This window comes from Candidatus Eisenbacteria bacterium (assembly GCA_016930695.1).
GTDB lineage: Bacteria > Orphanbacterota > Orphanbacteria > Orphanbacterales > Orphanbacteraceae > JAFGGD01.
The window spans coordinates 1-7750 of record JAFGGD010000009.1; the positions used below are offsets into that span (position 1 = coordinate 1).

At 64.4% G+C, this 7750-nt stretch carries 7 protein-coding genes; 4 read left to right on the forward strand and 3 right to left on the reverse strand.

Annotated features, from left to right (window positions below; all coding sequences use genetic code 11):
- A partial coding sequence (locus JW958_01375) for a hypothetical protein (protein ID MBN1824884.1) occupies window positions 1-251 on the forward strand: 251 nt, incomplete at its 5' end.
- A gap of 252 nt (window positions 252-503) precedes the next feature.
- Here JW958_01375 and JW958_01380 read toward each other — a convergent pair.
- The 3 genes from JW958_01380 to JW958_01390 are packed head-to-tail and all read right to left on the reverse strand — an operon-like array spanning window position 504 to window position 1842.
- Window positions 504-983: a hypothetical protein gene (locus JW958_01380; GenBank protein MBN1824885.1), complete on the reverse strand. Its 480-nt coding sequence runs from the start codon at window positions 981-983 to the stop codon at window positions 504-506.
- 8 nt (window positions 984-991) lie between these two features.
- On the reverse strand, window positions 992-1477 hold the full coding sequence (locus JW958_01385; protein MBN1824886.1) for a chemotaxis protein CheX: 486 nt from the start codon (window positions 1475-1477) through the stop codon (window positions 992-994).
- A 2-nt stretch (window positions 1478-1479) separates the two neighbouring features.
- A complete protein-coding gene (locus JW958_01390; GenBank protein ID MBN1824887.1) occupies window positions 1480-1842 on the reverse strand; it encodes a response regulator in 363 nt (120 codons plus the stop codon).
- A gap of 386 nt (window positions 1843-2228) precedes the next feature.
- Here JW958_01390 and JW958_01395 point away from each other — a divergent pair, with 386 nt between their 5' ends.
- The 3 genes from JW958_01395 to JW958_01405 form a co-directional block, all read left to right on the forward strand.
- Window positions 2229-5030 carry a chemotaxis protein CheA gene (locus JW958_01395; protein ID MBN1824888.1) on the forward strand — a complete coding sequence of 934 codons (2802 nt, stop codon included), beginning with the start codon at window positions 2229-2231 and terminating at the stop codon, window positions 5028-5030.
- 30 nt (window positions 5031-5060) lie between these two features.
- Window positions 5061-5612, forward strand: coding sequence for a purine-binding chemotaxis protein CheW (locus JW958_01400; GenBank protein MBN1824889.1), 552 nt, complete (start codon window positions 5061-5063; stop codon window positions 5610-5612).
- 148 nt (window positions 5613-5760) lie between these two features.
- Window positions 5761-7750, forward strand: a 1990-nt coding sequence (locus tag JW958_01405) for a HAMP domain-containing protein (GenBank protein ID MBN1824890.1), incomplete at its 3' end; no start/stop codon positions are given.

Below are 7750 nucleotides of genomic sequence, written 5' to 3' on the forward strand. Positions count from 1 at the left end.
AGGAGTCCTCGAGCGCGGCTCAGGAGCTGGCGGGCCAGTCGCAGGAGCTGGCGGCGATGGTCGGACGGTTCCAGCTGAACCGGCGCGAGGCGGCGACGAAGCAGGTCGCCCGGGCGAAGCCGGCACCGCAACGGCAGGCTTCGGAGAGCAAGCCGGCGAATGCGGAGAAGGAACGCGCGGCGGCCGGGATCGCGGTTACTCCCGAAGATCTGATCCCTCTTCATAGCGATCCGGACTTCGCGGACTTCTAGGTGACCGCGAAAACCGAACAAGCGAGGCGGCGGGCCCCAAGCCCGCCGCCTCTTTTTATGAGTTTCGGGATCGAAGGAAAGAAGAAGAGCCTCCCGTCGAGGCGCGGCGGCTTCCGGCGCCGGAGACCTTTTCCTTTCTTGTCGTTCGCGAGAGGAGAATCCGGGACCGCCGGGTTTTCCCCGAAAGGAAACGCCCGACCGTTCCGTCGGGCGTTACCGTTTCACGTTTTGTTCGGGCGATCGAATGGGGCGCTAGCGAATCAGGAGCGAGATCGAGCCGGATCCGTAACCGGGGATCTCGATCTTCAGATCCAGCCGCCCCGCCGCTCCGCCCAGCAGCGCGGTCGCTTCGTCGGACAGGCCGTCTTTAGTCTGCTGTGCCGAACGGAACCGAATGCGCGGATGGCCGGGACTCTCGAACAGCTGGGAGGCGATATTCAGAACCTCCTGAAAATTCTCCATGACGTTGTCGGTCAACGCTCCGCTCTTGACGCAGTCCTGGGCCGCGCCGGGAGGGATCATGGAGAGCGCGGCGCCCGCGCCCGCGGCGACGGTCACGTCGCTCGCGAAGGCGGCGACGACTTCGTCCCCTGAGGAATAGAGACCGATCACGCCGGGACCGGACGACGGGTCGAAGGGGGACCCGGGACCGGCGTTCACCGATTTGCCCAAAAGATCGGTGAAGATTCTGGATACTGCCTGGGCATTGGGCAGCGTGCAGGTGGTCGACATGTTTCCTCCTAGGCGCTTCCCTCGCGAAGAACGAGCAATTGAGCTTCCACCGGGCCGATCCTGACGTCCGCGATGGCGGTCTGCATCCTGTCCGTGGCCTGCACGTGCCCGTGAACGATCATGGGCAAGCCCAGCTTCATGGAGGGATCGCGATCCGCCATCCGGTTCTTTACGCCGCCGGCAACTATGTTGGCGATTTCGCCGAGTGCGTCCGAAACGTCCGACTCGGAGAGCGCTTCCTCGTCGTCCGGGTCCATCCCGAGGAGCGCCTTCGCCAGAATCATCACTCCCGCGTCGCTCGAGGCGAGCCCCACTTGCAGGGACGTCTCCTCGCCGACGAGGGCGATGTAGGATCCCGCCAGGTCATGGGGGAGAGATTCCTGGGTAGCCAGGACTTCCGTCCCCTCGAATCCCAACGCGGTGGTGGAGAGTTCCTCCGTCGCGTCGACGGCGGCGTTCAGCCATTCCTGAATGGTCGATTTCGTCGTCGTCATGATCACCCCAGAATCGGTGAAAGGGTATCGCGGAAGTTGTCCGCCGTGAACGGCTTAACGATAAGGAAGAGCGCCCCCGCGTCGGCGGCCGTCTTCTTCATGTCCTCCGTTCCCTCGGAGGTCACGAAGCCGAATTTCACGTCCGTTCCCGCCTTTTTAAGCTCCTCCAGGAGCTCGATGCCGCTCATCTCCGGCATGTTCCAATCGGAGAGGACCAGGTCCGGGGCGGCGGCCTGAATGGCGTCGAAGGCCTCCTTGCCGTTGTTGGCCTCATCCACCTCATGATCCTCGTACCCCGCCTGGCGCAGGGTCCGCTTGACGATCATGCGCATCGCCTTGCTGTCGTCTACGACCAGAATCTTCATGGTTTTCTCCTCCGAATCCCGAGGTTTTTCCGTTTCTTGTCCAAGGATCGGCCGAACCGACCCGGATCTTGAGAAATTCCGCCCTCCCGGTCGCTCCGTTCCTCCGCCGTCCGAAAGCCCGGATGGGGCGAAACGGGTGCTTCCGATCCGTATGAGCGATTCCTGGAAAAGATTGCTCCAATTCTCTTCAGAAGCTCGCGGGAATGGCCGATAGCTCGGTTGAGGAGCAAGCCCCGGGTGAGGGCGTTCGACGAAACCGTCCGCATCCCGGGAACGGCCTTGGGATTCCCCTCCGCGGGAGGTCCCGGGTGTGGCAGAAAACGGCTTCGGGAAACGTCCGAGTCCGTGCGCGCGGTCCGGAGCCTAACCGGGATGAGAAACCGAAGATGAGCGAGAGACCTTTGAGGAGCACCGAATCCCTGATCGAGGAGATCGCCTCCTCGGTGATCCTGGTCGATACGGAGGACCGCGAGGTATTCGAGAAGATCGCCGCGCTCTGGGAGGAGTTGGCGCAGTCTTTGCCGAAAAGGACCGCCAAGACGGTTCGGGAACGAATGGAACGGGGCAAGACGCTTCTCGGGAAAATCGTGGACGGCTCTTCCGAGGACGCGGCCGCCGACCTCGGAGTCCTTATGGGGTTTGTGGAGGACCTGCAGAAGAAGCTGCGGAACAAGCCGGAGGGGAAAAGCGCGAAGAGCGCGGCCGGCGAAAAGTCGGAGGAAGCGGAGGAAGAGGAGAAGCCGGCGGGCGCGGAGAACGATCCGGCGCCGGAGGGCGGCTTCGTCCTTCCGGAATGGGTGGACGAGGCGGTCTTCCGGGAATTCCTCTCCATGCAGGGGCACGTTCTGGAGGAGATCGAGGGACACATTCTTCAGGTCGAAAAATTCGACAAGAACGCCGAGTCCGCGATCCGGCGCCTGATCCACACGATGAAGGGCGAGGCGGGGATGCTCGGCTTGACCGACCTCGAAAAAATCGCCCACGCCGTCGAGGATTTCCTCGACGGGCCGGCCTCGGTTCAAGAGAGGGCGGATCGGCTCTTCCGCGTCAAGGATTGGGTCGCCGAGGCGGTGCAGTCCTACGCGGAGATGCGCCTCCCCGAGCCGAACGGAAGCGTATTCGCCGAGGAACTTTTGCGGCCCGCCGGCGAGACGCGGGCGGAGACCGGCGACCCCTACGACGAGGAGCGCCCTGAGGAGCAGTCCGGCGACGGCGACGAAACGGCGGTCGAGGAGGCCTCTCGGGCCGCCGAGGAGGAGGCGCCGTCCGCCGGGGAGGCGGATACGCCGAAAAGCGCCGGGGCCGTTCCGATCGAGCGTGACGAGGAGACGATCTCGCTTCTTGCCGAGTTTATCCAAGAGAGCGAGGAGGGCCTCACCGCGGCGGACGGAATTCTCATGGAGGTGGAGCAGAACGGCCCGGATCCGGAATCCGTGAACGGGCTCTTCCGCGTCTTTCACACCATCAAGGGGGTCGCCGGCTTCCTGGAACTGGGCGAGATGGCCGAGCTGGCGCACACCACGGAAACGCTCCTGAATCAGGTGCGCCAGGGAGAGAGGATCCTGGAGGGTGCCGTTCTCGACCTGGTGTTCGATTCCACGGCGCTGATGCGCAGGATGCTCACCGGTGTGAAGGAGGCGATCGAACTCGGCGTCGGATTCTCGAGCGAGCCCGGCCTCGCCGCGCAGCTGGAGAAGCTCCGCGCCCTCATCGACGGCAAGGAGGTCGTCGAGGAGGCGCTTCCCGCCGCCTCATGCGGCCAGAAGCTGGGCGAAATCCTCAGCGGTTCGGGGGCGGGGCCGAGCAGCGAGGACGTGGAACGGGCCGCCGCCGCGCAGAGAGAGTCGGGGCGCAAGCTGGGCGAGGAACTCGTCGCCGAAGGCAAGGCGCAGGCGAAGGATGTTTCTCGAGCGCTCCGCGCACAAAAACGGGCTTGCGGTAGCGGCGGCGGGTCGGCTCCCGCGGGCGCCAAAATCCGCGAGACCGTCAAGGTCGACCTGGAGCGCGTGGACAGCCTGGTGGAGATGATCGGCGAGCTGGTGATCGTCGAATCCATGGTGGTGCACGCCCCGGAGATCATGGACCTCACGGCGCCACGCGTCCGCAACTACCTGGGCCAACTCGGCAAGATCACCCGGGATCTGCAGGACGTGGGGATGCGGATGCGCATGGTGCCGGTGCGGGGCGTCTTCCAGAAGATGGCGCGGATGGTGCGCGACCTCTCCCACAAGAGCGGCAAGGACGTCCGGATGATCGTTAACGGCGAGGGGACCGAGATGGATCGCTCCATGGTGGAGCAGATCAACGATCCCCTGGTTCACATGATCCGCAACTCCGTCGATCACGGGATCGAGCGGAGCGAGGATCGGGTCGCGGCGGGGAAGTCGAAAACCGGAACGGTCACCCTCTCCGCCTATCACGAGGGCGGCAACATCGTCATCGAGATCCGGGACGACGGCAAGGGCCTGGACCGCGAGAGAATCCTGGCCAAGGCGATCAAGAACGGCCTGGTGAGCGAGTCGGACCAACTCTCCGATAGCGAGATTCTGAACTTGATCTGGGCGCCCGGTTTCTCGACCGCCGAGAAGGTGACCGAGGTGTCCGGCCGCGGCGTCGGCATGGACGTGGTGAGGAGAAACATCGAATCCATGCGGGGGCGCGTCACGACCCAATCCGTTCCGGGGCAGGGCACGACTTTCAAGATCATGCTCCCCCTTACGCTGGCGATCATCGACGGCATGCTGGTCGCCTGCGGCGAGGAACGGTACATCATTCCCACGCTTTCCATCGTCGAGTCGGTCAAACCGGCCCCGTCCATGCTCAACTCCATCACCGGCAAGCACGAGATGATCAACCTGCGCGGAGAGATCCTGCCTCTTCTGCGCGTGGATCGTCTCTTCAATCTCGACGGGGCCGTACAGGACCTGAACGAAGGCTTGGTGGTGGTGGTCGAGAGCGTGGGGCGCAAGGTGGGGCTTTTCATCGACGACGTGCTTACGCAGCAGCAGGTGGTGATCAAGAGTCTGGGTAACGGATTGGGGCGCACGCCCTACGTGTCCGGTGCCGCGATTCTATCGGACGGAGTGGTGGGTCTCATCGTCAACGTGGAAGAGATCTGCGGGCTCCTGGACAGGAAATCAATGCGTGCGCCGTCCGGCGACCGGGAACGGGAAGCGGCGGCGGTTTAATTCCCTTGATGGGGAAAAGGAGGAACGAGGATGGACGAAGCGACGGCTGCGATCCAGGAGAGCGCTTCCGCTCAGGGTACGGTGGAGATCGACGTCGGCGCTCAGCTGGCCGGCAAGTACATGACTTTCAAGCTGGCCGCCGAGGAGTACGGGCTCGAGATTCTCAAGGTGCGCGAGATCATCGGCCTGATGGACATCACCGAGGTGCCTCGCACGGCGGACTTCATCCGCGGCGTGATCAACCTGCGCGGCAAAGTGATTCCGGTGGTGGATCTGCGCCTCAAGTTCGGCATGCCGAAGGCGGAGGCCACGGATCAGACGGTGATCATCGTGGTGCAGTACTCCTCCCGCGGCCAGGACGTGACCATGGGCATCCTGGTGGACGAGGTGATGGAGGTCATGGACATTCCGGCGGAACAGATCGACCCGCCGCCGAGCTTCGGGAGCAACGCCACGGACACCGAGTTCATCCTCGGCGTCGGCAAGGCGGAGAAGCGGGTGATCTTCCTGCTCGAGATCGGCAAGGTGCTGAGCACGGACGAGGTGACCGACCTGGTCGCCAATGCCGGCGCTTCGGCTTAGGTGAAAGGGGCGGAGGCCCGGTCCGGCCGGTCGTTCCGTCCATGAAGAGCAACTGAGAGCAGGGAATCGGGGACCGGTAGGAGGATTCTTTCCGGCGGACCGGTCCGCCGTCCCGGCGGGACTATACCGCGCTTATGCGGGGGGAAACATGCTCAAGAACATGAAGATCGGACCGAAACTGATCCTCTCTTTCTCCGTCGCCACGCTGATCATGGTCGTGGTGGGCGTGGTGGGATGGATCGCCATCGGTAATCTAACCGGCGCGATGGGCGAGATCGCCACCGTGCGCCTGCCCTCCATCGAGGGCTTGATGGTCATGAACCGCGCTCAACTCTCGATCGTGGTCGGAGAGCGGGGTCTCTTCAACACCCGGATGATGGATCCCACGGTGCGCCAGGCGCAGTACGCCTATATCGAAAAAGCCCGCGGCATGGCGCAGGAGGGATACGCACTCTACGAGCCCCTGCCGCAGACCGCGGAAGAGTCCGTGATGTGGAAGCAGTTCGTTCCCCTTTGGGAGGGATGGCTGCAGAAACACGAGAAGGTAGTCGAGCTGTCGAAGCGGAAAGACCAGCTGGTCGCTTCCGGCAAGTCGCTGAACGATCCCGCGGTCACCGAGGTGGACGACCAGGTCTTCCAGGCGGCCATGGACTCCCGGAGCGCCTACCTGGCTTCGGAAAACATACTGCTGGACATCATCAATCTGAACGAGGAGATCGCCGCCGAGGAAGTCTTGATCGGGGAGAAGACGGCGTCCGGATCGAAGATGATGCTCGCCATCGCCATGTTGGTCGGGCTCGCCGCTTGCATGACTCTCGGCGTGCTCCTGGCGCGGGCCATCTCCCGTCCTCTCGTTCGAATGGCGGGTGCGGCCGAGCAACTCGCCCGGGGGGACATCGATCAGCATGTGGAGGCGCGTTCTCGGGACGAGATCGGCGTTCTCGCCGAGGCTTTCCGCAAGATGATTACGGCGCAGAAGGGGAAGGCGGAGGTCGCGGAGCAGATCGCCCGGGGGAACCTGGCGGTCGACGCGAAGGCGGTTTCCGAGAAGGACGTGCTCGGCAACGCGATGGTGACGATGAAGGGATCGATCCAGGCGCTGGCGGAGGACGTGAACCTTCTCGCCGAGGCGGCGGTGGAGGGTCGGTTGAAGACCCGTGCGGACGAGGAGCGTCACCAGGGGGATTGGCGGAAGATCGTGCACGGCGTGAACCAGACGCTGGACGCGGTGGTGACGCCGATCAACGAGGCGGCGAAGACGCTTTCGCAGCTGGCGGACTACGACCTGCGGGCGCGGATGAGCGGGGAGTATCGGGGGGACTACGCGCAGATCAAGGAGTCGTTGAACGCGACGGCGGTGGTGTTGCACGACGCGCTTTCGCAGGTGGCGGAGGCTTCGGACCAGGTGTCCTCGGCGAGCACGCAGATCGCGTCGAGCAGCCAGCAGGTGGCGGAGGGATCTTCGGAGCAGGCCAGTTCGTTGGAGGAGACTTCGTCGAGCCTGGAAGAGATGGCGAGCATGACGAAGCAGAACGCCGACAACACGCAGCAGGCGCGGGGTCTGGCGCAGCAGACGCGGGAGATGGCGGAGCAGGGTTCCTCGGCGATGGAGTCGATGCTGGTTTCGATGGGGAAGATTCGCCAGTCGGCCGAGGGTACGGCGGAGATCATCCGGGACATCAACGAGATCGCCTTCCAGACGAACCTGTTGGCTTTGAACGCGGCGGTGGAGGCGGCGCGCGCGGGCGACGCGGGTCGCGGCTTCGCGGTGGTGGCGGAGGAGGTGCGGAACCTGGCGCTTCGTTCGAAGGACGCGGCGGCTCGCACGGAGGAGCTGATCAAGCAGTCGGTGACTCTGGCGGGCGAGGGCGAGACGAAGACGAACGAGGTGAGCGGGAGCCTGGGCGAGATGGTGGAGTCGGTCGGCAAGGTGACCGACATCGTGGCGGAGATCGCCGCGGCGAGCCAGGAGCAGGCGAAGGGGATCGAGCAGGTGAACCGCGCGGTGGCGGAGATGGACAAGGTGGTCCAGGCCGCGGCGGCGAACGCGGAGGAGTCCTCGAGCGCGGCTCAGGAGCTGGCGGGCCAGTCGCAGGAGCTGGCGGCGATGGTCGGACGGTTCCAGCTGAACCGGCGCG